This is a genomic window from Rhizobium sp. RU35A (assembly GCF_900156005.1).
GTDB lineage: Bacteria > Pseudomonadota > Alphaproteobacteria > Rhizobiales > Rhizobiaceae > Neorhizobium > Neorhizobium straminoryzae.
In genome coordinates this window covers 91177-114854 of sequence record NZ_FTMR01000004.1, presented here as the reverse complement: position 1 = coordinate 114854, position 23678 = coordinate 91177, and the positions used below count along the sequence as shown (strand labels likewise).

At 64.2% G+C, this 23678-nt stretch carries 20 protein-coding genes; 14 read left to right on the top strand and 6 right to left on the bottom strand.

Annotated elements, in window-relative coordinates:
* Positions 1-31 precede the first annotated feature (31 nt).
* Entirely contained in the window at positions 32-838 is an 807-nt protein-coding gene (locus F3H95_RS11140) for an alpha/beta hydrolase (RefSeq protein WP_244617980.1), read from the bottom strand.
* Between the two features lie 146 nt (positions 839-984).
* Here F3H95_RS11140 and F3H95_RS11135 point away from each other — a divergent pair, with 146 nt between their 5' ends.
* The 4 genes from F3H95_RS11135 to F3H95_RS11120 all read left to right on the top strand — a co-directional run bounded on the left by F3H95_RS11135 (position 985) and on the right by F3H95_RS11120 (position 5232).
* Positions 985-1962, top strand: coding sequence for a LysR family transcriptional regulator (locus F3H95_RS11135; protein WP_143127285.1), 978 nt, complete (start codon positions 985-987; stop codon positions 1960-1962).
* 88 nt (positions 1963-2050) lie between these two features.
* Entirely contained in the window at positions 2051-2755 is a 705-nt protein-coding gene (locus F3H95_RS11130) for a GntR family transcriptional regulator (RefSeq protein ID WP_143127284.1), read from the top strand.
* Between the two features lie 159 nt (positions 2756-2914).
* Positions 2915-3877 carry a dihydrodipicolinate synthase family protein gene (locus F3H95_RS11125; RefSeq protein WP_149746019.1) on the top strand — a complete coding sequence of 321 codons (963 nt, stop codon included), beginning with the start codon at positions 2915-2917 and terminating at the stop codon, positions 3875-3877.
* 98 nt (positions 3878-3975) lie between these two features.
* Positions 3976-5232: an FAD-dependent oxidoreductase gene (locus F3H95_RS11120; RefSeq protein WP_244617979.1), complete on the top strand. Its 1257-nt coding sequence runs from the start codon at positions 3976-3978 to the stop codon at positions 5230-5232.
* Between the two features lie 83 nt (positions 5233-5315).
* On the opposite strand, the gene F3H95_RS11115 is transcribed toward F3H95_RS11120, so the two are convergent.
* Positions 5316-5684, bottom strand: coding sequence for a chlorophyllide reductase (locus tag F3H95_RS11115; protein WP_149746017.1), 369 nt, complete (start codon positions 5682-5684; stop codon positions 5316-5318).
* A 125-nt stretch (positions 5685-5809) separates the two neighbouring features.
* Here F3H95_RS11115 and F3H95_RS11110 point away from each other — a divergent pair, with 125 nt between their 5' ends.
* Positions 5810-6370 carry a DUF2975 domain-containing protein gene (locus F3H95_RS11110; RefSeq protein WP_244617978.1) on the top strand — a complete coding sequence of 187 codons (561 nt, stop codon included), beginning with the start codon at positions 5810-5812 and terminating at the stop codon, positions 6368-6370.
* Positions 6371-6381: 11 nt separating this feature from the next.
* Positions 6382-6612 (top strand): helix-turn-helix transcriptional regulator, encoded by a 231-nt coding sequence (locus F3H95_RS11105; RefSeq protein ID WP_149746016.1) that lies wholly within the window; start codon positions 6382-6384, stop codon positions 6610-6612.
* 110 nt (positions 6613-6722) lie between these two features.
* Here F3H95_RS11105 and F3H95_RS11100 read toward each other — a convergent pair whose 3' ends face one another.
* From F3H95_RS11100 to F3H95_RS11090, 3 genes are read right to left on the bottom strand one after another with little or no spacing between them, the layout of a single operon-like run.
* Positions 6723-9836 (bottom strand): efflux RND transporter permease subunit, encoded by a 3114-nt coding sequence (locus F3H95_RS11100; RefSeq protein ID WP_149746015.1) that lies wholly within the window; start codon positions 9834-9836, stop codon positions 6723-6725.
* Positions 9833-12937 carry a multidrug efflux RND transporter permease subunit gene (locus tag F3H95_RS11095; protein WP_149746014.1) on the bottom strand — a complete coding sequence of 1035 codons (3105 nt, stop codon included), beginning with the start codon at positions 12935-12937 and terminating at the stop codon, positions 9833-9835. The genes F3H95_RS11100 and F3H95_RS11095 overlap by 4 nt, the downstream gene beginning before the upstream one ends.
* Positions 12934-14358, bottom strand: coding sequence for an efflux RND transporter periplasmic adaptor subunit (locus F3H95_RS11090; RefSeq protein ID WP_149746013.1), 1425 nt, complete (start codon positions 14356-14358; stop codon positions 12934-12936). The genes F3H95_RS11095 and F3H95_RS11090 overlap by 4 nt, the downstream gene beginning before the upstream one ends.
* A 385-nt stretch (positions 14359-14743) precedes the next feature.
* Here F3H95_RS11090 and F3H95_RS11085 point away from each other — a divergent pair, with 385 nt between their 5' ends.
* Positions 14744-15901 (top strand): iron-containing alcohol dehydrogenase, encoded by a 1158-nt coding sequence (locus tag F3H95_RS11085; protein ID WP_188134361.1) that lies wholly within the window; start codon positions 14744-14746, stop codon positions 15899-15901.
* Positions 15902-16021: 120 nt separating this feature from the next.
* Here F3H95_RS11085 and F3H95_RS11080 read toward each other — a convergent pair whose 3' ends face one another.
* A complete protein-coding gene (locus F3H95_RS11080) occupies positions 16022-16942 on the bottom strand; it encodes a LysR family transcriptional regulator (protein WP_149746011.1) in 921 nt (306 codons plus the stop codon).
* Between the two features lie 124 nt (positions 16943-17066).
* On the opposite strand from F3H95_RS11080, the gene F3H95_RS11075 reads away from it, so the two are divergent.
* The 7 genes from F3H95_RS11075 (at position 17067) to F3H95_RS11045 (ending at position 23672) form a co-directional block, all read left to right on the top strand.
* A complete protein-coding gene (locus F3H95_RS11075; RefSeq protein WP_188134360.1) occupies positions 17067-17993 on the top strand; it encodes an ABC transporter substrate-binding protein in 927 nt (308 codons plus the stop codon).
* A 58-nt stretch (positions 17994-18051) separates the two neighbouring features.
* Complete coding sequence (locus F3H95_RS11070; RefSeq protein WP_149746009.1) at positions 18052-19794, top strand: thiamine pyrophosphate-binding protein; 1743 nt, start codon at positions 18052-18054, stop codon at positions 19792-19794.
* A gap of 1 nt (position 19795) precedes the next feature.
* Entirely contained in the window at positions 19796-20620 is an 825-nt protein-coding gene (locus F3H95_RS11065) for an ABC transporter ATP-binding protein (RefSeq protein WP_143127272.1), read from the top strand.
* A gap of 14 nt (positions 20621-20634) precedes the next feature.
* Positions 20635-21393: an ABC transporter permease gene (locus F3H95_RS11060; RefSeq protein ID WP_244617977.1), complete on the top strand. Its 759-nt coding sequence runs from the start codon at positions 20635-20637 to the stop codon at positions 21391-21393.
* The gene (locus F3H95_RS11055; RefSeq protein WP_143127270.1) at positions 21390-22157 is read left to right on the top strand and encodes an ABC transporter permease; all 768 of its coding nucleotides are present in this window, start codon (positions 21390-21392) and stop codon (positions 22155-22157) included. The genes F3H95_RS11060 and F3H95_RS11055 overlap by 4 nt, the downstream gene beginning before the upstream one ends.
* A 24-nt stretch (positions 22158-22181) precedes the next feature.
* On the top strand, positions 22182-22616 hold the full coding sequence (locus F3H95_RS11050) for a heme-binding protein (RefSeq protein ID WP_143127269.1): 435 nt from the start codon (positions 22182-22184) through the stop codon (positions 22614-22616).
* Positions 22617-22724: 108 nt separating this feature from the next.
* Positions 22725-23672, top strand: coding sequence for an alpha/beta hydrolase (locus F3H95_RS11045; protein ID WP_149746007.1), 948 nt, complete (start codon positions 22725-22727; stop codon positions 23670-23672).
* The last annotated feature ends 6 nt before the right edge of the window (positions 23673-23678 follow it).

Here is a 23678-nt window from a genome sequence, read left to right as displayed (position 1 = left end):
ATGTGATGGGGGACGGGCATCTGCCCGTCGTCTACGTCCGCAGCCCGTCGAGGAACTGCGCAAAATCGGCGGAAAATCCGGCACGCCAGGCGCCGTCTCTGCCGTGATAGAGGCCGGTCCAGCCGCTGTCGGCGGGCAGGATACGGCGCGTGACCGGCACGCCCGCCGATTCCAGGCGGGCGGCATAACCGAGGGTCTCGTCGCGCAGCGGATCGTCATCCGATGTCACGACCAGAGCGGGTGCGGCGCCTGCCATCCGGGAGCAGAAGCAGGGCGCCGCGTAAGGGTGCTGGTAGCTGCAGGCCGATGCCAGATAATGGCTCCAGCCCTCGGACCAGCGTGTCCGCATGCCGATCCCGTCGGCCTTTAAGAACGAGGCCGTCGCCATCTGCGGATCAATCATAGGGGACAGGAGAACCTGTCCCGCCAGCTCGTTCGGCATGTAGTCACGGGCCTTGAGCGCCAGACACGCCGCCAGATTGCCGCCCGCCTCATCGCCCGCCAGCAAAACGGGAGAGCGCGTGGCCGCAAAACGCCGGCGCTTTGCCACCAGATAGCGCAGCGCACCGAACCCGCATTCCAGCGTGCGCGGAAACACGTTGCCGGACGGACCGCCGTAATCCGCCTCCACCACGATCGCTCCGGCCTCTGCCATGGCAACGGCAGCCGGCGCATCCTCTGCCGGCTGCGGTGCCGACAAAAAGGAATTGCCCCGCAGATAGAGCACCACGGGCTGCGCGCGCGCTGCTGCCCGTTTCTGCATCTTTGCCTCGTAAAGGCGAAAGGCCAGTGGAAACTGTCCCTCGCCCTCCGCCTGCATCTGCCATGGCCGTGTCATATGCCTACTCGCAACGTTCCGGCTGAAAAGCCTTCCGTCTGTCCGCGATTCATATTATTATTCCTATCGGATGCACAAGATTGCCATTTTCGGCAACTCTGTTCGAAAATTCGGGATAATATTGCGGGTGCTTCGAGGAGGTCGGCATGGATCAGCTTTCGGCTATGCGCGTTTTCACCCGTGTGGTGGAAACCGGAAATTTTTCAAAGGCGGCGCTGTCGCTCAAGATGCCGAAGACGACGGTGACCAATCTCGTCCAGTCGCTGGAGGCGCATCTCGGCACGCGGCTGCTGAACCGGACCACCCGACAGGTGGTGGTGACCACCGATGGCGCGCTCTACTACGAGCGGGCCTCGCGCCTGCTGGCGGATCTGGATGAACTGGACGGGAGCCTGTCCAGTTCGCAGGCGCAGCCCTCCGGCAAGGTGCGCATCGCGCTGTCCGGCGCCTTCGCCGACCAGATCATCATGCCCTCCCTCTGCGATTTCCACACCCGTTATCCCAAGATCCAGCTGGAATTCGATATTGGCGACCGCATCGTTGATTACATCGCCGAAAACGTCGATTGCGCCTTGCGCGGCGGCACGCCGAACGACCAGTCGCTGGTGGCGCGCAAGGTGGCCGAATTGACGCTGCGGACCTATGCAGCCCCGAGCTATCTGGAAAAGGTGGGCGAACCGAAACATCCGCGCGATCTGGAACATCATTTCAGCGGCATCGGCTACATGAAGGCCTATACAGGCCGTAACTTTCCCATGCAGTTTCATAAGGACGGGGAACTGATCGAGATCGAGCCGCGCTATATCGTATCGGTCAACGAATCGCGCAGCTATATCGCGGCCGCCGTGGCGGGCATAGGTGTTGCACAAGCCGTTTCCTTCATGGTCCGCGATCTTGTGGAGCGCGGCGAACTGGTGGAAATTCTGTCTGACTGGCAGCGGCCGCCCATTCCGCTTTACATCGTCTATCCGCAGACGCGTCACCTCAGCAACAAGGTGCGCGTCTTCGTGGACTGGCTGGCCGGCAAGCTGCAGCAACTGGAACGCTGCGAGCAGGACATGCTGGCGAAACGCAAGGTTGTCGCGCTTGCCGATGCCAGTCCGAAGCCGCGGCTTGCAGGCTAACGGGGCAGCTGTTCTATGGGACATCCGATACTTGACCGGGGCCGACGCCGGCCTCCGCTGACGGTGCAGCATGGAAGGAAGAGGGCGTATGACGGAGAAGGACGCACCCGAAGCGGTGGAGCGCCGACGCGGATCAGGCGCGAAACTGGTCTATGACGCCCTGCGCGACGAGATTCTGGATCTCGTGCTGGCGCCCGGCAGCGCGATCGACGAAGTGGAACTGGCAGAGCGCTTCGGCATGTCGCGTACGCCGATCCGCGAGGCACTGGTGCGGCTGGCCGGCGAAGGGCTGATCGAGACGCTGCCGAACCGTTCGACGCTCGTAGCGCCCATCGACTTCCTCAACATCCATGCCTATTTCGACGCATTGACGCTGATGTATCGCGTGACGGGCCGGCTGGCGGCCGAGCATCACAAGCCGGGCGATATCGTGCGGATCACCGCGCTGCAAGCCGATTTTGCCCGCGCCGTGGAAGCCCAGGATGCGCTTGCGATGATCGCCACAAATGCCGCCTTCCACCTTGCTATCGCGGAAGCCGGCCGCAATCCCTATTTCACCGCGCTCTTCAAGCGGCTGCTGGACGAGGGGCGACGCATTCTGCGCCTCTATTACCAGTCCTATGATGACCGTCTGCCGCATCGTTTCGTGGGCGAACATGAGGAGATGATCGCCGCGATCGCCGCGCGCGACCTGGGGCTTTCCGAACAACTCGGCCGCGTCCATGCCGACCAGATTGTCGAGCAGGTGCGCAAGCTTCTGGTGCGGGAAGAACGGCTCGATCTGACGCTTTAGCTTGAGGAACGGCGGAGTGGCGCGCCCCCGTTTCGACGTCTTGAATTTTTGTCGACAAATAGAATACAAGATGCTATCTCACGCTGACAACGCGCTGGATGCCCGACACTTCGGGCAGGGCTCAGGACGGGCGAGGGCGCATTCCAGAGGAAGAGACGCATGGCTGCCAACATTTTCTCCGGCGTGGTTCCGGCCCTGATGACCCCCTGCAAGCCCGACCGCACGCCGGATTTCGACGCGCTGGTGCGCAAGGCTCGGGAACTGATCGCGGCCGGCATGTCCGCTGTCGTCTACTGCGGATCCATGGGGGACTGGCCGCTTCTGACCGACGCCCAGCGGATGGAAGGCGTGGCCCGCCTGACCGAGGCCGGCATTCCGGTGATCGTCGGCACGGGTGCGGTCAATACGGCCTCTGCCGTCGCCCATGCCGCCCATGCCCAGAAAGTGGGCGCGAAGGGTTTGATGGTCATTCCGCGCGTCCTGTCACGCGGCTCGGTAATCGCGGCGCAGAAAGCGCATTTCAAGGCCATCTTGTCGGCCGCCCCGGAACTGCCGGCGGTCATCTACAACAGCCCCTATTATGGCTTTGCCACGCGGGCCGATCTGTTCTTTGCGCTGCGCGCCGAACACCCGAACCTTGTCGGCTTCAAGGAATTCGGCGGCCCGAGCGACATGCGCTATGCGGCGGAAAACATCACCAGCCGCGATGACGAGGTCACGCTGATGATCGGCGTCGATACCGCGGTCTTCCACGGCTACGTCAATTGCGGCGCCAAGGGCGCCATCACCGGCATCGGCAATGTGCTGCCGAAGGAAGTTCTGCACCTGTGCCGCCTCGCCGAAGCCGCTGCCGCCGGCAATGCCGATGCCCGCCAGCGGGCGCTGGAACTCGAGCAGGCGCTCGGCGTGCTCTCCTCCTTCGACGAAGGCCCGGATCTCGTGCTGTTCTTCAAGCACATGATGGTTTTGAAGGGCGATGCGGAATACGCGCTGCATTTCAACGAGACCGACATGCTGACCGACAGCCAGCGCGGTTATGTGGAAGCGCAGTTCCGCCTGTTCAACAGCTGGTATGCCGAATGGAGCCAGCTTCCCGGCGCAGTGCAGGCCTTCAAGGCCTGAGCGAACTTGCCGGTATCCGGCGGCGGGGTGGCCTGTGTCGCCCCCGCAAACCGGCCTGGCGCGAGGGCCGCATCTGTTGCAGCGAAGGGGAGCAGACCGTGCGCAACGCGGATTTTCCTGATGTGATCGTGATTGGCGCCGGCGTCATCGGCCTGTCCGTGGCAATTGCCGCGCAGGCCCGCGGGCTGCGGGTGACGGTGCTGGATCGCGAGGGACCGGCCGCCGGCGCCTCGGCCGGCAATGCCGGGGCTTTCGCCTTCACCGATATCCTGCCGCTTGCTTCGCCCGGCATCCTGCGCAAGGCGCCGCGCTGGCTGCTGGATCCGCTCGGCCCGCTGACGGTGCCGCCCGCCTATGCCCTGCAGATCGCGCCGTGGATGTTCCGCTTCTGGCGGGCGTGTCAGCCTGCGCGCGTTGCCGCATCGACCGCCGCCCAGACGGCGCTGATGGATCTGTCCCGCGCCGAACTGGAGCCGTTCCTCGCGGAGACGGGGACGCTGGCCATGCTTCGCAAGGATGGTAACCTGCAGGTCTACGAAAGCGACGCGGAATTTGCAGCCTCCTTGCCTGGCTGGGCGGCGCGCCAGGCGCATGGCATCGCCTTCGAGCATCTGGACGCGAACGAAATGACCCGGTTGCAACCCGGCCTCGACCGTCGTTTCATCCGCGCAACCTTCACGCCCGGCTGGTATTCGATTGCCGATCCGCGCCTCTATACGCTGGCGCTCGCCGACCGTTTTCTGGCGCGGGGCGGCAGTATGGAGCGTACCGAGGTATCGGCACTGCGGCCGGTCGAGAAGGGGGTCGAGATTCTGTCCGCTGGTGGCCCAACGCAGAAAGCTGCCAGAGTGGTGCTTGCCGCCGGCGCCTTCTCCCATCATCTCGCCGCGACCCTTGGGGAGCGGATTCCGCTGGAGACCGAACGAGGCTACAATACGACGCTTCCGGCCGATGCCTTCGACCTGCGCATGCAGATCACCTTCGGTGGTCACGGTTTCGTCGTCACCCGCCTGTCAACCGGCATTCGCGTCGGCGGTGCCGTTGAACTGGCCGGCCTGAAGCGTCCGCCGAATTTTGCGCGTGCCGACGCCATGTTGAAGAAGGCGCAAGCCTTCCTGCCCGGGCTGAAAAGTGAAGGCGGCACGCAGTGGATGGGCTTTCGCCCCTCGCTGCCCGACAGCCTGCCGGCGATCGGTGCGGCGCGTGCCACGCCGAACGTGGTCTATGCCTTCGGCCACGGCCATCTTGGCCTCACCCAGTCACCTGGCACCGCCCGCCTGGTCGCCGATCTGCTGACCGGTCGGCCGCCGCAGATCGACCTCTTGCCGTTTTCCCCGCAACGTCGGTTTGTGTGAGCCAGGCGTGACAGATGCGCCGAAAGGCGCTCTGCCCTCTCGCATGAAGGGCCAAGTCAGCCGCAAACGTTCGGTGGTTCTGCTTACCGGCTGTGGCATCCGGCACGCGCCAGCATGTCACGCACGAGGAGCGGTGTTGCGGCCACCTCGCTGGCTGGCGTGCCGGCGGGAGCTGTGTCCATGGTCCTGCGAACGTCTTCCGCCGTCAGCGTGAATGGCCGTTTGCACGGTGCGCCGCCAAGATCGACCATGATGCCAGCCGCCTCGCCGACACCCCCGAGATAAGCGGTAAGTACCTGTTGCGCCATGCGATTGGTTGGCGCCTCCTTCAACATCTGGCTGACCTGCGCAACCGATATGGAGCCTTTTGACGTTGATGGTGCCGCATGGGCCGGCACGAGAACGAGACACGACGCGAAAACGGCGATCGTCAGTGGGATGATCCGAGACATTGATGGGTAACCTCCGGTGAACTGATGTGAGCATTTCACGAAAATATATTATTGTAAAACAGAAATTTTCGGATATGTTTTGGCCATACTAAAGGAGCTGTTCCATGGTTATGTCGGACATGAGCATGTCTGTGAGGCACGATGATCCCCGCGCAATCCGGCTGGGACGCGTTCGCCGTCTGAGCCGGATGATGGCGATAGCCAGCGTCGCCGTGGCCGTCCTGCTGGGGGCGGCGATGTTGCTCTACTGGTGCCTGACACCCGCCGACATGCTGTTTCGCCATGCCGGCCTCATGCTCACCCCACCGCTGGCGATCAGCTTTCCCGCACGATTGGCCGCCTTTGCCGTTGCCATGCTTCCGCTTGGCGCGCTGATTGCCGGCCTGCTGTGTGCCCGGCGCTGTTTCACATGCTTTGCGGCCGGTGCGATCTTCTCCGGCGATGCCGCCCGCAGCCTTCGTGGTTTCGCTCTGGGCGTCGGTGCATCTGCCCTGCTGAAACCCGTGGCAGGCGCAGCGCTCGGCCTGCTGCTCAGCATGCTCTCGCCGGCTGGAACGCATAGTCTGGTGCTGAACATCGGTTCCGACACGCTGCTGTCGATCCTGTTTGCGGCGATGGTTGCGCTGATTGCAGGGGTTCTCGTTGAAGCGGCCGAGATCGCCGCCGAGAACGATCAGTTCGTCTGAGGAGAGCCGAAATGCCCATTCAGGTCCGCCTCGGAGTCATGCTCGCCGAGCGCAATGTCAAGTCGAAGGATCTCGCCGAATATGTGGGGATCACGGAAGCCAATCTCTCCCTTCTCAAGAAAGGCCATGTGAAAGGCGTCCGTTTCGAAACGCTGGAACGGATCTGCGATTTCCTCGACTGCCAGCCCGGCGACCTTCTGCGGTATGAACGCACCGGTTCGCCGGAGGCGACGGGTCGTTGACAGGGACCCTGTCACATCAATGAGCGCGCCGGAGTGGCGGAGCGGCAAAAGGTTGACGGGGTGAGAGCGTGCCTCTGTCGGACATATTGAGAGCACGACCAGCGGACTTTTCAAGAGGATGCGGCGGAAAACCCGGTTTGGGCCTGACGTGCCCCGGTGCCACGCGCAAACCGGGCCGACCAGCGGGCAAAGATCAGGTAGATGATCGGCGTGGTATAGAGCGTGAGCGCTTGCGACACGATCAGACCACCGATGATGGTGATGCCGAGCGGGCGGTGAAGGTCGGCACCGGGGCCTGTGGCCAGCACCAGCGGAAGCGCGCCCATGAAGGCGGCAAGCGTCGTCATCATGATCGGGCGGAAGCGCTTGAGACAGGCCTCGTGGATCGCTTTTTCCGGCGGCATGCCCAGTGTCCGCTCCGCCTCCAGCGCGAAGTCCACCAGCATGATACCGTTCTTCTTGACGATGCCGATCAGCAGGATGATGCCGATGAAGGCAACGATCGTCAGCTCCGTGCCGCTGACCCACAGCGCCAGCAGAGCGCCGAGACCCGCGGATGGCAGCGTCGAGATGATGGTCAGCGGGTGCACGAGGCTTTCGTAGAGAATGCCAAGCACGATATAGACGGCAAGCAGCGCCGCGAGGATCAGAAGCGGCTGGTTGCCGGAGGACTTGCTGGCGCTGGCGGCATCGCCCGCAAATTCCGCATGCAGCGTATCGGGCAGATGCATGCCGGCAACCGCCGCCTTTACCGCCTCATTGGCCTGGGACAGCGTAGTTTCCGGCCCCACATTGTAGGAAATCGTCACGGATGGGAACTGGCCCTGATGGTTGACCCCGATCGGCGCCAGTGTTCGCTCCACTCTTGCAAAGGCACCGAGTGGTACCTGCGTGCCGTCGCTGCCGGGCACATAGATCTTCAGGATATGCTCCGGGTCCTTCGCAAAGTCAGGATAGGCCTCGAGGATGACCCTGTACTGGTTGCGCTCGCCATAGACGATCGTCACCTGCCGCTGGGCAAAGGCATTGTTGAGGGCTGTATCGACGGCGCTCATCTTGACGCCGAGACGGGCTGCGGCGGTACGATCCACCACCACATTCGCCTGCAAACCGTTCGGCTGGCGGTCGCTGTTGACGTCTGTCAGAAGCGGCTCCTGCCGCAGCCGCGCCAGAATGCGCGGTGCCCAGGTGATCAACTCGTTGTAGTCGGCATCCCAGAGCGTGAACTGGTACTCGGAATCGGAGGACCGGGCCCCGATGCGGATGTCGCTCGGGGAAAAGAAGGATGTGTCGAGGCCCGGAATGACGGCGGTCGCCCGCCGTAGGCGCTCGATCACTACGTCGGTCGGATCGCGCTCGGCGGGCGGTTTCAGCGAGATCTGCATCTGGCCGCGATTGGCGGTGCCGAGGAAGCCGCCGCCGACGCTGGCGCCGATGTTCTCCACCGCCGGATCCTTTTCCACGATGGCGAGCGCCCGCCGCTGCAGCGCGACCATGGCCGGATAGGAAATATCGCTTGCGGCCTGGCTGTTGCCCATCACGAAACCGGTGTCGTCGCGCGGGATGAAGCCTTTCGGCACCTTGGCATAGAGATAGCCGGTCAGCACGATGCAGGTGACGGTGCTGAGCACCGCCAGAAACCGGTGATGCAGGACGCTGCTGAGGGTCCGGTCGTAAAAGGCGACCGTCGCTTCGAGCGTGTGTTCGACAATGCGGTCGAACCGGTTGCCGCGGTCGGCCGGATCATGCGCTGTCAGCCGATGGCCGCAGATCATCGGCGTCAGCGTCAGTGAGACGACGGTCGAGACGAGAATGGTAAAGGCAAGCGTCAGCGAGAAGGTGAGGAAGAACTTGCCCACCACGCCACCCATGAAGAACAGCGGGATGAAGGCGGCCATCAGGGAGACGCTGATGGCAATGACGGTAAAGCCGATCTGCCTTGCCCCCTCGCGGGCAGCGTCAAGCGGCCTCATTCCCTTTTCGAGATTGGCATAGACATTCTCGATCATCACGATCGCATCGTCGACCACGAAGCCGCTCGCAACGGCGAGCGCCATCAGGGACAGATTGTCGATGGACAGGCCAGTCAGCCACATGGCGGCAAAGGCGCCGGCAAAGGAGAGGGGAACGGTCATGCCGGCCGCCATCGTCGGCACCACTCGCCGCAGGAACACGAAGACCACCGCCATCACCAGCGTGATGGTGGCAAGCAGCGTGAACTGCATGTCCTCGACGCTGGCATGGATGGTGGTCGTGCGGTCGTTCAGCACGTTGATCTCGATGCCGGCCGGGATCAGCTGCTTGAGTTCCGGGATCAGCGCCCGCACCGAATCGACGGTCGAGACGACATTGGCATCGGCCGCCTTGGTGATGTTCAGCAGAACCGCCGGCTTGCCGTTGAACCAGGCATCGGAGCGGCGATTGCGGACGCCTTCCTCCACCGTCGCGATATCGGCAAGGCGCGTTGCGGTGCCATCTCCGGAGCGGATGATCAGCTGGCCGTAATCCTCCGGGCGGGAGAGCTGCGCATTGACGGACAGCGCATAGAAGGCGTTCGGGCCGTCGATCGCGCCGATCGGGGCAAGCGCATTGCCGTTCACGATCGTATTGCGCACATCATTGGCGGAAAGGCCGAAGGCCGCCAGACGGTCCGGATCGAGGCGGACGCGGACGGCCGGCTGGTCGGCACCGCTGACGCTGACATCGCCAACCCCTTCTACCTGCGAAATGCGCTGGACGACGACCGTATCGGCCGCATCGAAGATGGCGCTGGCCGGGAGTGTCGGGGAGGTCAGGGCGAGGGTCAGGATCGGTGCTGCCGCGGGGTTCGCCTTGCGCATGGAGGGCAGGCCCGGCATGTCGCTCGGCAGATCGGCCACCGCGGCATTGATCGCGGCCTGCACGTCCTGCGCGGCACTGTCGACATTGCGGGCAATGTCGAACTGCAGGAAGATGTTGGTGGTGCCGAGCCCGCTGGTCGAGGTCATTTCGGTAACGCCGGCAATGGCGCCGAGATGACGTTCCAGTGGGGCGGCCACGCTGGAGGCCATGCTTTCCGGGTCCGCTCCCGGGCGGCTGGCCGAAACGCGGATGGTCGGCAGATCCACGGCCGGCAGGCTGGACACCGGCAGGAAATGATAGGCGACCAGCCCCAGCAGCATCAGGCCGATGGCGAGAAGCGTGGTGCCGACCGGACGGCTGATGAAGGGGCCGGAGATATTCATGCGGGCTTGCCCGACTGACCGGCTTGTGCCTTTGCGCGTCCCGTTGCGCGCGCACGCAGACCGTCCAGCGCCAGATAGATCACCGGCGTCGTATAGAGCGTCAGCAACTGGCTGAGCAGCAGGCCGCCAATGATTGAAATGCCGAGCGGAATGCGCAGCTCGGCACCGGTGCCCTGCGCCAGGGCCAGGGGAAGTGCGCCAAACAGGGCGGCAAGCGTCGTCATCATGATCGGGCGGAAACGCAGGGCGGCCGCCTTGACGATGGCATCGCGTGGCGAAAGCCCGTCCTGCCGTTCCGCATCGAGTGCGAAGTCGATCATCATGATCGCATTCTTCTTCACGATGCCCATCAAGAGCACGATGCCGATCAGGGCGATGATCGACAGATCCTGGCCGAACAGCATCAGCGCCAGGAGGGCACCGACGCCGGCGGATGGCAGGGTCGAGAGAATCGTGATCGGGTGGATGGTGCTTTCGTAGAGCAGGCCAAGCACGATGTAGATGGTGATGATCGCTGCAAGGATGAGCCAGGGTTCACCAGCCAGCGACCGGTCGAATTCCTCCGTATCGCCGCTGTAATGGCGCTGGATGGAGGCCGGCATGCCGATCTCCTTTTCGGCGGCCTTGATCGCATCGACCGCTTCGGAGAGCGAGGCGCCGCGCGCGAGATCGAAGCTCAGCGTGACCGCCGGAAACTGCTCGCTGCGGCTGATGACCAGAGGTCCTGTCGTGAAACGCACCGTCGCCACGGTGCTCAGCGGCACCATGGCATTGCTGGCGCCTTCCACATAAAGCTGTTCCAGCGCCTTCGGGTCGCCCTGGAAGCGCGCTGCCGCCTCGAGAATGACGCGGTACTGGTTCGCCTGCCCGTAGATCGTGCTGATCTGCCGCTGGCCGAAGGCATCATAGAGCGTGTCGCTGATTGCCTGCATCGAGACGCCAAGCCTGGCCGCCGTCTCGCGATTGACCTCGATGGCGAGACGGCCGCCACCCATTTCGACTTCCGAGGTCACGTCGACCAGAAGCGGATTGGCCTGCAGCCGGCGGGCCAGCCTGTCCGCCCAGCCGGCCACGATTGCGGTATTGGTGCCGGTCAGCGTGTACTGGTAGGGCGCACGGCTGGCGCGCGTGCTGATCGAGATGTCGCGCACGCTCTGGAAGGTCGCGCGCACGCCAGGAATGCCGTCGACGCGTGCACGCAGGCGCTCGATCAGGTCCGTTGCCGACCTGTCTCGCTCTTCGCGCGGCTTCAGCACGATCGTGTAGCTTGCCGTATTGAGTGTCAGGTTGCTGGCGCTGGTGCCGATCACGGCAATCACGCTTTCCACCGCCGGATCCTGCCGCAACCGGTCGCCGATGGTCTGCTGCGTGGCCTTCATGGCGTCGAAGGAACTGGTCGGTTCCGTCTCGACAACGGCAGTGATCAGGCCGGTATCCTGCACCGGCAGAAAACCCTTGGGAATCACCAGATAAAGCGCCACCGTCACGCCGAGCGTAATGGCCGTCAGGGACAGCATCAGCCAGGCACGGTTCACCGCCCAGACCACGCTTTTATGGTAGCCCTCGTTCATCCAGTCCATGAAGCGGTCGGTGAGACCGAGAAGACCCGAATTGCGCTCCTTCGGCGCCCGCAGGATGCGCGCGCACATCATCGGCGTCAGCGTCAGGGAGATGACGGCAGAGACAACGACGGCAATCGTCAGCGTCAGCGCGAACTCGCGGAACATGCGCCCGACAATGCCGGTCATAAAGAGCAGTGGAATGAAGACGGCAATCAGCGATGCCGTCAGCGAGATGATGGTGAAGCCGATTTCGCCGGCACCCTTCAGCGCCGCCTGCATCGGATGCTCGCCCTCCTCGATATGGCGCGCGATGTTTTCGATCATCACGATCGCATCGTCCACCACGAAGCCGGTGCCGATGGTAAGTGCCATCAGCGACAGGTTGTCGAGGCTGAAGCCGGCAAACCACATGATGCCGAAGGTGGCGATGAGAGACAGAGGCAGCGCGACGCCGGCGATGATGGTGGCCGTCAGCGTGCGCAGGAACAGGAAGACGACGAGGATGACCAGCGCGATGGACAGCACCAGCGTCCATTGCACATCGTGGATCGAGGCACGGATGGTTTCGGTACGGTCGTTGACGATGTCGAGCGAGACGCCGGCCGGCAGGGCGGCCTTCAGGCGGGGCAACTGGCGGCGCACATCCTCCACCGTCTGGATCACGTTGGCGCCGGGCTGGCGCATGATGTCGACGATGACGGCGGGGCGGCCCTGATACCAGGCGCCGACCCGGCTGTTCTCCAGCCCCTCGATCACATCGGCCACATCCTTCAGCCGTACCGGGGCGGCATTGCGATAGGCAATGATCGTCTGGCGGTAGACTTCGGGATCGTGGATCTGGTCGTTGGCCGAAAGTGTGAAGGACTGGTAGGTGCCGTCCACCGCGCCCTTGGCGCCGGACACATTGGCATTGGAGATCCCGCTGCGCAGGTCTTCCAGCGAAAGCCCGTAGGACGCCAGCCGCGTCAGATCCGCCTGCACGCGGATGGCGGGCCTGACGCCCCCCTGCACGCGGACGTCGCCGACGCCGGAGACTTCGCTGAGGCGCTGTGACATCACGGTGTCAGTGAAATCGCTGAGATCGCGGATCGGATAGGTATCCGAATGCAGCGCCAGCGTGATGATCGGTGTATCGGCCGGGTTCACCTTGGCGTAGGTCGGCGGGTAAGGCAGCGTCTTCGGCAGGCTTCCGGCGGCAGCGTTGATGGCGGCCTGCACATCCTGCGCCGCCCCGTCTATGTCGCGGTCCAGATTAAACTGCAACGTGATCTGGCTGATGCCGAAGGCGCTGGAGGACGTCATCGCCGCAATCGCCGGAATCTGTCCAAGCGGTCGCTCCAGCGGCGCGGTGACGAGTGCGGTCATGGTATCGGGATCGGCGCCCGGCAGTTGCGTCGTGACGCGGATGGTCGGGAAATCCACCTGCGGCAGCGGCGCGACGGGCAGCGAAAAGAAGCCGAGCAGTCCGCCGAGCAAGGTTGCGACCCCGAGAAGAGAGGTTGCCACCGGCCGTGAGATGAAGGGGGTGGAGATGCTCATTTCGTTGCGTCAGCCGCTTTGCGGGTGTCGCCGCCACCAGCCTCCGGCGGTGTGGAGGCCGAAGGAGGGGTACCGTTCTGCCGGTGGTGGCCGGGGCTCTGTTCTCCCCCCTCCTGCGCCGGAGCAGCGGGTTCCGGCCGCTGGCCGTGCTGGGGGGCGTGGTCTCCGGATGCCGGCTTGTTCTGGTTGTTCCTGTTGCCGCCGCCCTTGCGGCGCTGTGAGCGGCTTTCATCCGAAAGCGGAACGGCCATTCTGGAGGGATCGGCCTCCTCCGGGGTGGAGACGCGCACCTGCGCGCCATCCTGCAGCCTTGCAAAGCCCGTGGTGACCACCCGGTCGCCATCCTTCAGTCCCTTGGCGATGACCGCCATGCGGTCATCCTGCATTGCCACCTCGATGGCCTCTATGTGAACAGTATCGTCGTTCTCGACGATATAGGCATAAGTGCCGCCCGGGCCGCGCTGCACTGCGGCCGACGGTACCGTCAGCACGCCCTTTTTCGTTTCGACAAGAAGACGGGCGTTGACGAAGGCGCCGGGCCACAGCGCCAGCGTTTCGTTGGCAAATTCGGCGCGCAGCTTCACCGTGCCGGTGGTCGCGTCCACCTGGTTGTCCACAACGGTCAGCCGGCCGCTGGCCAGCACCGTCTTGCCGTCATCGGCAAAGGCATCCACGCTCAGCGGCCCTCTGGCGCTCGCGGCATTGACGCGGGCCAGATCCTGCTGCGGTACGGAGAAGACCACGGTGATCGGACGGATCTGCGAGAGGGTCACGATGCCATTTGAATCGCCGCTGGAAACGATATTGCCGACATCCACATTGCGAATGCCGGTGCGCCCGTCGATCGGCGCGCGGATCGTGGTATAGTCGAGTTGCACCTGCGCAGCTTCGATCGCCGCCTGGTCAGATTGCACCTGCGCCTTGTACTGGGCGACCAGCGCGCGCTGATTGTCCACCTGCTGCTGCGTGGTGGCGGAATTTCCGGCAAGTCGCTGCAGGCGCTCGAACTCCACCACGGCATTGTCCAGCTGCGCCTGATCCTGCGCCTTCTTCGCAACGGCCTGATCGAGCTGCGCCCGGTAGAGGGCGTCGTCCAGCCGGGCGATGATCTCGCCCTTGCGGATATCCTGCCCCTCCTGAAACAGGATTTCGGCGATGCGGCCGCTGACCTGTGCCCGCACCACCACTGAATTGGCGGGCCGAACGGTACCCACGCCCATGGAATAGACGGGAACATCCGCGATGGTGGCGGGCGCGGCAACCACCGGAATGGCGCGATCACGCGCCCCTTGTCGCTCTGCCGGCTTTACGCCGAACCAGCCGGAAACCATCGTTTTCACCTGCGGCTGCTGCGCGGCATAGACAAGCCCTGCTGCGGCAACCACGAGGCCGAACAGGACGATTTTGGTACGTGTTCTCATCAATGACCGCTCATGCGTGGGGTGAAGCAACCTCGCGCGCCGCAAGCAAGCGCATCCGGTGGACGTCAAGTAGCCGCGCTGCCTGACGAACAGACGACAAACCAATCACAAGTCCGAAAAAATACCAATTACAAGAGCGTAATGAAGGGAAGTTTCCGACTGGGGCGTCCGAAGGCGGTTGTTGCAGGCTCTGTGTCCGGCAACATGCCGTGTTTTCCTTCCCGGCCTCGGCTTTATATCTGAACGGCAGACCGGCAGGTGGACATGAAACCGGGCTTGCTTTGCGTGGCGAAGCGTGAAGATTTGCCGTGTCGTGACAGTCGTGATGCCGGTTCACCTTTTCGATATCCGAAGCCTGGCAAGACGCAGATTGGGAGGAGCCCTCATGATCAACCCCTTCGAATTTCGCACGGTGTCTGCCCTTCAGGTCGAGTGGGGTGGTGCCGGACGGCTTGGTACCATGCTCTGCGGCCGCTTTGCCGCCCGAAATGTCCTGCTGGTGACAGATAGGGGGCTCGTGCGGGCCGGGCTGATTGCGCCGATTGTCGAGGGACTGGATCAGGCCGGATTTCGCGTGGCGGTGTTCGATGCCGTGGTCGCCGATCCTCCCGAGCAGGTTGTCACCGATTGCGTCACTGCCGCCCGGCAGGCCGGTGTCGATATCGTCGTCGGGCTTGGCGGCGGTTCGTCGCTCGATATCGCCAAGCTGGTGGCAGTGCTGCTTGTGTCCGAACAGCCGCTGTCCGAGATCTATGGCATCGACAAGGTGAGGGGACCTCGCCTGCCGCTGGTGCTGGTACCCACCACTGCAGGAACCGGCTCCGAAGTGACCAACATCGCGATCATCACGACCGGCGAAACCACCAAGATGGGGGTGGTCGCGCCGCAGCTCTACGCCGATTTCGTGCTGCTCGACGCCGAGCTTACTCTTGGCTTGCCGCCACTTCATACAGCCGCCACCGGCATTGATGCGATGGTCCATGCAATCGAGGCCTATACCAGCCGGATCCGGAAAAACCCATTGTCGGATGCGCTGGCACGCGAGGCCCTGCGCCTGCTCGGTGCCCATCTGGTGCCTGCCTGCCGCAATGGCGCGGACCGGCAGGCACGCGAAAGCATGCTGCTGGGAGCGATGCTCGCCGGGCAGGCCTTTGCCAACGCACCGGTCGCGGCGGTGCATGCGCTCGCCTATCCGCTCGGTGGCCACTACCACGTGCCGCATGGCCTCTCCAATGCGCTGATGCTGGGGCCGGTCCTGCGTTTCAATACACGGGAAGCCGCACCGCTCTACGCCGAACTTGCTGCCGTGCTCGGCGTTGCAGGCGAGGGCGATACATCTGCGCGCGCAAACGCTTTTGTCGCGCATATGGAAAGGCTCATGAACGACAGCGGCGCGCCGCGACGTTTGCGGGACGTCGGTGTGGTGGAGGACATGCTGCCTGTCCTGGCGCGCGACGCCATGAAACAGACCCGACTTCTCGTCAACAACCCGGTCGCGCTCGGCGAGGAGGATGCGCTGGCGCTCTATCGCGAGGCGTTCTGACGCTCTCCCTGCAGCCAGTCACCCGATCACCGGCGCAGGCGTGTGGTTGGAAGCCATACAAGCAACGGCCAGCAAGCACCGCCGGGCGGATCCGGAACGCGCCGCTCTCCGGTCGATCGCTTATGGGATAAAGCTGGCGGTTGCCTTCCAGCGGCCGGCCGCGATGCTGGCGCGTGTGGAGGTCTTCAGCATCTCGATCAGCCGGCGTGCCGCAAGTGATCGCTCGACGTTTTCCAGCGAGGCGATCAGCCACTGGACGTAGAGGTCGCGGATAGGCGCCCAGGAAAACTGGGTGAGGGGCGAATTGATCATGCCGCAATGAGGCATGATGGCATAGCCGACCTTGCGCCGGATCAGGTCGTCCATCGGGGCATATTCCGTTTCCACCGCCACCTTCGCCCGACGGCCGATCCTGGCGAATTCGGTGTCGATCAGCGTGCGCAGGCCGTCGGGGCGCGGGGTGAGGATGAGCGGTTTGTCGGCGACGTCCTCCAGGCTCACCGGAACATCCTGTGACAGGCCGCTGTCGCTCGGGCCGACGAAATAGAGCTGCTCCTGCAGCAGCGGCTCTGTATGAAGATCCGGTTCCGTCAGCGGCGCCGCCAGAATGCCGATGTCGATGTCGCGGAAGAAGATCGCCTCGCGCAGTTGGAACGAATGGGCGCCGCGCACGCGAAGCCGCACATGCGGATAGGCCTCCACATAGTTCGCCACCAGTTCGCCCGTCAGGATGCGTCCCATGAAGGGTGGTGCACCAAAGGCGAGCCGGCCGGAGGGCGTGTCGACCGCGTGCATGACCTCGCCCGGAACCCGGGCGATCTCCTCCAGGATGGCTTCCGCGCGGGTGCGGAAGATTTCGCCCGCCGGGGTCAGCGTCAGGCCCCGGCCGTTGCGGAAGAAGAGGGGGGCGCCGACCTCCCGTTCCAGCGCTGCGATCTGGCGGGACAAGGCGGGCTGGGAAATATCGAGCTTTTCCGCCACCCGCGACAGGTTGCCGAATTCGGCGACCTTCAGGAAATACTCCCACTTTCGCAGATTCATGGCCGCCTCCCAACAGCGTTATAACCTCGTGGTTATAGCTGAACTGCCGTTCTGTCTATTGATGATCGTCAAGCGACGGAAAATAGTGGAGCCAAGGTTGAGGAGCCTTAGAGGAGGATACATCATGTTCAAGCGGGCAGTTCTGCTTGCAGCCATCCTGGCCGGAAGCACCGCTTCCGCCTGGGCGGACACCAAGATTGCCGTCGGCACGCCGCCCATCGCCGAGGTGGAGGCGGCCTTCATTGCCAAGGACGAAGGGCTATTTGCCAGGAATGGTCTGGCGGTCGAGTTTTTGCCGACGGGATCGAACCAGACCCTGGTGGCCGCCCTCGTTGCCGGCTCGCACCAGATCGTCTCGGTCTCGCCCACCGTGCTCTTGCAGGCGGTTGATAGCGGCATCGATCTCGTGGTGATCGCCAACTGCGGCGTCACGGCGCCGCGCACCGCCAAAAACGCAGGCCTTGCCGTGCGCTCCGGCGTGGAACTGGCTGCGCCGGAAGACCTGAAGGGCAAGAAGATCGGAACGCCCAGCATCGGCGGCACACTGGACATTCTCTTCCGCCAGTGGCTGAAGCAGAAGAATGTCTCCGAAAAGGCCATGACCTTCATCGAGGTGCCGATCCCCAATACGGCGGATGTGCTGAAGGGCGGCACGATCGACGCGATCATTGCAGGTGAACCGTCACTCGGCCGCGCCGTCAGCCAGTCGAATGGCAAGGTTGCATTCAACTTCATGGCGGATCTGCCGGAAAACCTGCCCTACACCACCTTCGTCGCAACCCGCGACTGGGCGAAGGCCAATCCGGAGGCGGTGAAGGCCTTCCGCGCCTCGATGGCCGATGCCGCCAAATTCGTGTCCGCGAGCCCGGACAAGACGCGCGAGATCGTTTCCAAGTATACGCGCCTGCCTGTCGAGGTGCTGAACAAGATCGAGCTGCCGGAATGCCGCACGGTGCCGACCGTGGCCGCCCTCGATTACTTCGACAAGGCCATGCGCGATGCCGGCATGCTGCAGTCGAAGATCGACACGGCAGGGCTGATCGCGCCTTGAGCCTTCATGGCCGGGGTGGTCTCGCCCCGGCTTCCATGTCCATCCACAGGTGAAAATCATGGCCCAGATGACTGGCGCGGAAGCGCTGACCCGTTTGCTTTTGCCCGAGAGCGTTCCCTATGTCTTCGGGATTGCCGGCGGCAAGCTCAATCCGCTGCTGCATGCGATCTCGCGCCAGCCGTCGATCCGTTACCTCGGCGTGCGCCACGAAGCGAGCGGCCCGCTGATGGGGGCTGCGATTGCGGCGGCGAGCGGGCGCATCTGCGTGGCGCTTGGCGAGATGGGGCCGGGCTCGGCCAATCTCGTCGGCGGGCTCGGAACCGCCTTCAACAACAGCCTGCCGCTGCTGCTGATCACCTCCAACAATCATCATGCCGCGTCCTATCCCAATCGCGGCATGTTCATGGATCTCGACACCCATGCGCTGCTGAAGCCGCTGACCAAGTGGAGTGCTGTGGTGCATGACGGGCGCCGCCTGCCGGATCTGGTGCGCGAGGCCTTCCGCCAGGCGCTGACCGGCCGGCGTGGCCCGGTGCATCTCGATGTGCCGCAGGAGATTTTTACGGCGCGCTTCGATTTCGAGGAAGAGGAACTGGCGTTGCCGCCGTCGGCCTACCGGACCCTGGAGGGGCCGCGGCCGGCCGCGGGCGACATTCTCCAGGCCGCCGAGCGGCTGGCTGGGGCGGAGCGTCCCGTTCTGATCGGCGGCGGCGGTGTGGTTGCGTCGGGTGCCGGCGACCTGTTCCGCGCCCTGATGGAGCGGGTCCAGGGCCCGGCGCTGACCACCCAGATGGGGCTTGGCCTCGTTTCCTCCGCGTCCCCGTTCTTCATCGGCCAGGGCGGCATCATCGGCGGCGATGCCATTCCTGCGGCGCTGGCGAGGGCAGATCTGGTGCTGGCCGTAGGCTGCCGCTTTTCCTCCTGGCTCTGGAACGACCAGGGGGCGCTGACCAATGGTGCGGCCGATCTCATCAATATCAATATCGATCCGATGAGCCTCGGCGCCAATGCACGCCATGCACTGGGCATCTGGGCCGACGCGAAGCATGCGCTGACGGACCTGATCGCCGCCCTTGAGGGAAGGACGATGCCCGATCGTTCCGCATGGCTTGGAGAGATGCGTGCGGTCTATGAAGGCTATTGCGGCAAGCTCGATCGCATGAGCGAGGATGAGGGCGCCGTGATGCATCCGGCAAGGCTTGGGCGGGCACTGGGGCGCCTGATGCCCGAGAATGCGCTGGTGGCCTATGACGGCGGCCACACCTCCTTCTGGAGCAATGACCTGACGCCTGCGCTGGAGGAGCGAACCCGCTTCCATGAACCCGGCATGTGCCAGCTCGGGTTCGGCACGCCCTATGCGGTTGCCCTGAAGCTTCTTCATCCCGAGAGGCAGGTCTTCAATATCTGCGGCGACGGGGCTTTCGGCTTCACGCTGGCCGAACTCGATACTGCGCGCCGCTATGGCCTGCCGATCGTCAATATCATCCACAACAACGCCTCCTGGGGCGTCATCCAGATGGGGCAGCGAAAGACCTACGACTTCTCGTTCGGCACCGATCTGGAGGGCATCGACTATGCGCAGGTCGCCCGTGGCTTTGGCTGCCATGGCGAGGTGGTGCGCCGCGAGGAGGAACTGGCGCCGGCACTGGAGCGCGCCGCAGCCTCGGGTCTGCCGGCGGTCATCGATTGTCGCGTGCGGTTCGAGGCACATCCGAGCATGCCCCATTTCGCGCGGATGAATGCCTTCGGCTTCGCCCAGGGCAGTGGCGGCCCGCATGCCGCCATGGTCAAGGGAGGTTGACATGAGTGTTTCGCGCCTGTCCCCCTCGGTTTCGCGCCCGCACGAAGAACAGGCTTCGCCAGCCGTGCAGTCTCGCATCGGCATTCGCGACGTGACCCTCTCCTACGGAGCGCTGCAGATCATCGGCGGCATCAGCCTCGACATAGCGCCCGGCGAGACGGTGTCGATCATCGGTCCGTCCGGCTGCGGCAAGACCACGCTTCTGCGCATGCTGGCCGGTCTTGCCCGGCCGACCACCGGCGAAATCGTGCTTGACGGTCAGCCGGTCAGCGGGCCGAGCCGCTCGGTTGCCATTGTGTTTCAGGATTACGGCAAGGCGCTGCTGCCGTGGCGAACGGCGGCCGGCAATGTGTCACTGGCGCTTGAGGCGCGCGGTTGCCCGGCGCGCGAGCGGCCGGAGATCATTCGCGATCTTCTCGCCAAGATCGGCCTGTCGCGCCATGCCGACAAATATCCTTCGGAAATGTCGGGCGGCATGCAGCAGCGCCTGCAGATTGCCCGCTGCCTCGCCCAGGAGCCAAAGGTTCTCCTGATGGATGAGCCGTTCGGCGCGCTGGACGCCATGACCCGGCAGGCCTTGCAGGACGAGGTTCTGGCACTGACCGCCGCAACCGGGGCCACCATGGTGTTCGTGACCCATGATCTGGAGGAGGCGATCTATCTCGGCGATCGCATCGTCTGCCTGCAGCCCAATCCGGGCCGGATCGGCCGCATTGTTGACGTGCGCCTGCCAAAGCCGCGCGACCAGCTGCTGACCCGCGAGGATCCGGAATTCCTGCGGCTGAGGCGCGATCTCTACGATCTGATCAAGGATGATCATCAATGAGGGTAGCTCGTCTTATGCACACCGGTTGGCGTGCGGCCCTGCTGCCCGTCGGCCTGATCCTTGCCGCGCAGGTTGCCGCAACCGCGACGCAGCTTGAGAGCGACACCCTGGCCAGCCCTGCCGACATCGCCCGGGCCCTTGCGGCAATCCTCACCGACGGATCGCTGGCACGGGCGACGCTGGATACGCTGAAGGCGGCGGCTGCCGGCTGCGCGCTCGGCGTCGGCCTCGGCTCGTTCATCGGCATCCTGCTTGGCCTTTTCCGCATTGCCGATGACCTTCTGGACCTCACCATCGAACTGCTGCGCCCCGTGCCGGTCGTTGCGCTCATTCCCGTCACCATGATGCTGCTCGGCTTCGGAGCGCAGATGGAAATCGTCATCATTACCCTCGGGATGCTGTGGCCCTCGGTGGTGCTGGCGCGGGCGGCGGTCAAGGAGGTGGAGCCGCGCCTGATGGAGGTGTCCAGAGTCATGCAGTTGGGCTTTGCGGCGCGGCTGGTGAAGATCGTGCTGCCGGCCATTCTGCCGCAACTTTTCATGTCGCTGAAGCTTGCCGCCGGCTATGCGCTGGTGGTGGCGGTGACGGTGGAGATCACCGCCAATCCGCAGGGGCTCGGCTATGGCATCATGATGGCGCAGCAGGCACTGCGACCGGCAGAAATGTTTGCCTACCTGCTGTGGATCGGTGCCGTTGGCTGGCTGCTCAGCCTGTTGCTGAATGCGACCCAGCGTCGACTGTTCCCGGCACATGGACGGGGAGAGCCGCGATGAACCGCCTTTCCTTCCGCAAGCTTGCACTTGGGGTTCTTACGCTCGTGCTTTTTATCCTGGGCTGGAAGCTGGTGACCGACGCCAGGCTGATCTCGCCGATCTTCTTTCCGGGACCGGAGCGCACCTATGCCGCGCTCGTCAAGGGCTTGTCCGGTGGTCCGCTTCTGGCGCAGACCGTCGAGACGGTGGAACGCATGCTGTATGGCTGGCTGCTGGCCTCCGCCGTCGGTGTGTTGCTCGGCGCGCTCATTGGCATTTCGCGCCGGGCACGCGCCTTCATTGCGCCGACGCTGGAACTGCTGCGTCCGCTGCCTGCTTCGGCGATGATCCCGGTTGCCATCGCCTTTCTCGGCTTCTCCGACCAGATGGTGCTGGTCGTCATTGCCTTCGGGGCGCTGTGGCCGATGCTGCTGGCCACGATCCATGGCTTTGCCGCCATGGAGCCGCGCCTCTACGAGGTCAGCGCGGTGCTGGGCCTCAGCCGGTTCCAGGTGATCTGGAAGCTGGCCTTGCCGAGCGCTATGCCGATGATCCTTGCCAGCCTGCGGCTCGGCCTCACCATCTCGCTCGTTCTGGCGGTGGTTGGGGAAATGCTGGCAAGCCGCGCGGGACTCGGGCAGAGCATTCTTGCGGCAAGCCGCAGCTTCCGGTCCGCCGATCTCTTCGCCGGCATCGTCATCCTCGGTGCCATCGGGCTTTGTGGCAGCCGTCTTCTTTCCATGGCCGAGCGGCGCCTGCTGCGCTGGCAGGCCGTTCACCGCTGATTCATTTCTCAAGGACATTCCGACATGCTCAAACTTTCCGATGCGATCACCATCATCGAAACCGCCCTTTCCGAGGCCCGCTCCCGTTCGCTTGCGCCGCTGGTCGTGGCCGTTCTCGATGCCGGCGGCCATCTGGTTGCCTTCCAGCGCGAGGATGGTGCCGGCATCGTGCGCTTCGACATCGCCTACGGAAAGGCCTGGGGATCGCTCGGCATGGGGTTCGGGACCCGCGAGCTGACCGAGCGCGCCGCCAAGAACCCGACATTCATCACTGTTCTCGCCTCGGTCAGCGCCGGCCGGATGGTGCCCTCGCCGGGCGGTGTGCTTATTCTGGACGCTGACGGCACGGTGATCGGGGCCGTCGGGATTTCCGGGGACATCGGCGACAAGGACGAGGCCTGCGCAATCGCCGGCATTGAAAAGGCGGGTTTCCGCGCCGCGCCGGGAATGCCGGCCTGACGCTGCGGCCAGAGGCTGTTCGAAGGCTCTGCCGAGGGGAGTGCTCGGCTTTGCGGTTGCGCAACCGGCGGGGAGGCCGGTGCGCAACCCGTTTGAGGAGGAGACGTGATGTTGCGACGTTGTGTAACGGCGGTGGCGCTCGGCTGCCTTCTGCTTGGTGGCGGAGGTGTTCGGGCCCAGATGGCGGCCAATCCGCCCTCGGTGGGGGCGGCTGTGCGTGCCTTCGGCGACAGGCTCGGTCCGGATGTGGTCAAGGGCGTGAGCGACCTCTACCGGCCGCTGCACGACGCCGCGCCGAAGGACGGGGTGAGCGTCGTCCGCGATGTTCGATACGGCGAAGGTGAGAGGCAGAGGCTGGATCTCTACCTGCCGCAGACCGTACCGGCGGGCACCAAGCCACCCATTCTGGTTTTCGCGCATGGCGGCGGATTCGTGCGGGGGGACAAGGCGGACGTGGCGCATGTTGGCTATTATTTTGCCCGCCATGGCATCGAAACGGTGTTGGTCGATTATGGCTTTGCGCCACAGGCCCGTTTCCCGTCCGGCGGTGAGGATATCGGAAAGGCTGTCCGTTGGCTGCGGGAGCATCCGGACCAGCATCCGGGAGACATCTCGGCCATCTTCGTCTCCGGCAATTCGGCCGGCGCGACCCACGCGGCCACCTATGGCGTCATCACCTCCGCCGGCAAGCCCGATGACGGGGTTCGGGGTCTGATCCTCATCTCGGTGCCGACCGCCGATACCGAGGATCTTTCGCCTGCAGACAAGGCCTATTACGGCGACGACGCGAGCCGATATCCCGCCATGTCGATCCTCCGCCACGTCAGCGATCGCAGGCTGCCGATCTTTCTCGCTGTTGCCGAATTCGACATGCCGCAGATCCAGCGGCAAAACAAACGTCTGATCGATGCCTTGTTTGCCCGCGACGGCAGGCTGCCGGCCTTCAAGACGGCACTAGGGCACAACCACATCTCGATCATCGAGCATGTCGGCACCGCAGATGAAAGCCTCGGACCCGACATACTGCAATTCATTCAGGAAAACATGCCAGGCTGACGGCGC

Excerpts from the sequence above, each read along its gene's own strand:
- F3H95_RS11095 (WP_149746014.1), bottom strand. The coding sequence starts at position 12,937 with ATGAGCATCTCCACCCCCTTCATCTCACGGCCGGTGGCAACCTCTCTT.
- F3H95_RS11050 (WP_143127269.1), top strand. The coding sequence starts at position 22,182 with ATGCTCAAACTTTCCGATGCGATCACCATCATCGAAACCGCCCTTTCC.
- F3H95_RS11060 (WP_244617977.1), top strand. The coding sequence starts at position 20,635 with ATGCACACCGGTTGGCGTGCGGCCCTGCTGCCCGTCGGCCTGATCCTT.
- F3H95_RS11080 (WP_149746011.1), bottom strand. The coding sequence starts at position 16,942 with ATGAATCTGCGAAAGTGGGAGTATTTCCTGAAGGTCGCCGAATTCGGC.
- F3H95_RS11065 (WP_143127272.1), top strand. The coding sequence starts at position 19,796 with ATGAGTGTTTCGCGCCTGTCCCCCTCGGTTTCGCGCCCGCACGAAGAA.
- F3H95_RS11140 (WP_244617980.1), bottom strand. The coding sequence starts at position 838 with ATGACACGGCCATGGCAGATGCAGGCGGAGGGCGAGGGACAGTTTCCA.
- F3H95_RS11130 (WP_143127284.1), top strand. The coding sequence starts at position 2,051 with ATGACGGAGAAGGACGCACCCGAAGCGGTGGAGCGCCGACGCGGATCA.
- F3H95_RS11100 (WP_149746015.1), bottom strand. The coding sequence starts at position 9,836 with ATGAATATCTCCGGCCCCTTCATCAGCCGTCCGGTCGGCACCACGCTT.
- F3H95_RS11115 (WP_149746017.1), bottom strand. The coding sequence starts at position 5,684 with ATGTCTCGGATCATCCCACTGACGATCGCCGTTTTCGCGTCGTGTCTC.
- F3H95_RS11055 (WP_143127270.1), top strand. The coding sequence starts at position 21,390 with ATGAACCGCCTTTCCTTCCGCAAGCTTGCACTTGGGGTTCTTACGCTC.
- F3H95_RS11090 (WP_149746013.1), bottom strand. The coding sequence starts at position 14,358 with ATGAGAACACGTACCAAAATCGTCCTGTTCGGCCTCGTGGTTGCCGCA.
- F3H95_RS11110 (WP_244617978.1), top strand. The coding sequence starts at position 5,810 with ATGTCTGTGAGGCACGATGATCCCCGCGCAATCCGGCTGGGACGCGTT.
- F3H95_RS11045 (WP_149746007.1), top strand. The coding sequence starts at position 22,725 with ATGTTGCGACGTTGTGTAACGGCGGTGGCGCTCGGCTGCCTTCTGCTT.
- F3H95_RS11085 (WP_188134361.1), top strand. The coding sequence starts at position 14,744 with ATGATCAACCCCTTCGAATTTCGCACGGTGTCTGCCCTTCAGGTCGAG.
- F3H95_RS11075 (WP_188134360.1), top strand. The coding sequence starts at position 17,067 with ATGTTCAAGCGGGCAGTTCTGCTTGCAGCCATCCTGGCCGGAAGCACC.
- F3H95_RS11125 (WP_149746019.1), top strand. The coding sequence starts at position 2,915 with ATGGCTGCCAACATTTTCTCCGGCGTGGTTCCGGCCCTGATGACCCCC.
- F3H95_RS11105 (WP_149746016.1), top strand. The coding sequence starts at position 6,382 with ATGCCCATTCAGGTCCGCCTCGGAGTCATGCTCGCCGAGCGCAATGTC.
- F3H95_RS11135 (WP_143127285.1), top strand. The coding sequence starts at position 985 with ATGGATCAGCTTTCGGCTATGCGCGTTTTCACCCGTGTGGTGGAAACC.
- F3H95_RS11070 (WP_149746009.1), top strand. The coding sequence starts at position 18,052 with ATGGCCCAGATGACTGGCGCGGAAGCGCTGACCCGTTTGCTTTTGCCC.